The organism is Methylobacterium cerastii (assembly GCF_022179125.1).
GTDB lineage: Bacteria > Pseudomonadota > Alphaproteobacteria > Rhizobiales > Beijerinckiaceae > Methylobacterium > Methylobacterium cerastii.
Genome location: NZ_BPQG01000009.1, coordinates 1 through 1096 on the forward strand (window position 1 = coordinate 1; position 1096 = coordinate 1096).

The 1096-nt window shown below is 67.1% G+C and carries 1 protein-coding gene; it reads right to left on the reverse strand.

Annotated elements, in window-relative coordinates; translation table 11 throughout:
* Window positions 1-1096, reverse strand: a 1096-nt coding sequence (locus MFF13_RS05165; RefSeq protein WP_283205808.1) for a VCBS domain-containing protein, incomplete at both ends; no start/stop codon positions are given.

The following is a 1096-nucleotide window of genomic DNA, read 5'->3' on the forward strand; positions in this document are numbered from 1 at the left end:
CGCCCCACCCGACAGCGTGTTGCTGCCGGCTGCGGCGATGATGATGTTGTTGCCCGCATCACCCTGGGCCGAGCCGGTCACGGTGAAGCTCAGGGCAGCCGTTGTCGTACCCCCGTGGTTGTCCGACACACTGTAGGTGAACGCGTCGGTACCGGTCGCCCCGACCGCAAGCGTTCCTTCCTTGCTGGCCGCGTAGGCGTAGCTGCCATCGGACTTGATGGTAACCGTCCCATAGTCGCCAACAAGCTGGACGCCGGCCGTGGTGACGGTGGCTGATGCCGTGCCGTGACCGATCTGGCCAACCTGGAGCGTGTCACCGGTATCGATGTCGCGATCGTTGATCAGCACGTTCCCGATCACGCTCGTCCGCTGCACCAGCGCAGCGGTATCGTTGATCGCCACCGGCGCATCGTTGACGCCGGTCACCACGAAGGAGGCGGTCTGCGCCACCGAGGCGGTGCCGTCCGACACCGCGTAGGTCACCGAGACCGTCTGCTGCTGCCCTTGTGCCAGGGCCTGGTAGGCCGCGTTGGTCGGATCCAGGGTGAAGCTGTGCGAGGTCGCGTCGTAGCTTACGCCAGCCGGCAGGGTGGTCGGAACCGACACCACCGACAGCACCGCGCCGTGATCCACGTCCGTGGCGTTGGCCAGCGCGTCGAGCGTGACCTTGGCCCCGTCCTCTGTCGCCGTCCCCGTCACCGCCGCAGACACCACCGGCGCATCGTTGACGCCGTTGATCGTGAACGACACCACCTTCGTGGTCCCGTCCGCGGCCGACACCGTGAAGGTGTCGACGTGGGTTTCCGACTGGGCCAGCGACTGCACGGCCGCGTTGGCCACCGTGTAGGTGTAGGTCCCGTCCGTGTTGAGCACGAGCGCGCCGAGGGCGTCCGTCGCCTTGACCACGGTGGTGGCGAACGTCGCCTCGCCGGTGTCGGTGTCGGTGATCGAGATCGACCCCGTCGCTACCAGGTTGCCGTTCGTAACCCCGCTGTCCTCCGTCACGGACGCCACAGTCGGCGTACCGATCACCGCCGCATCGTTGACGCCGTTGATCGTGAACGACACCACCTTCGTGGTCCCGTCCGCGGCCGAT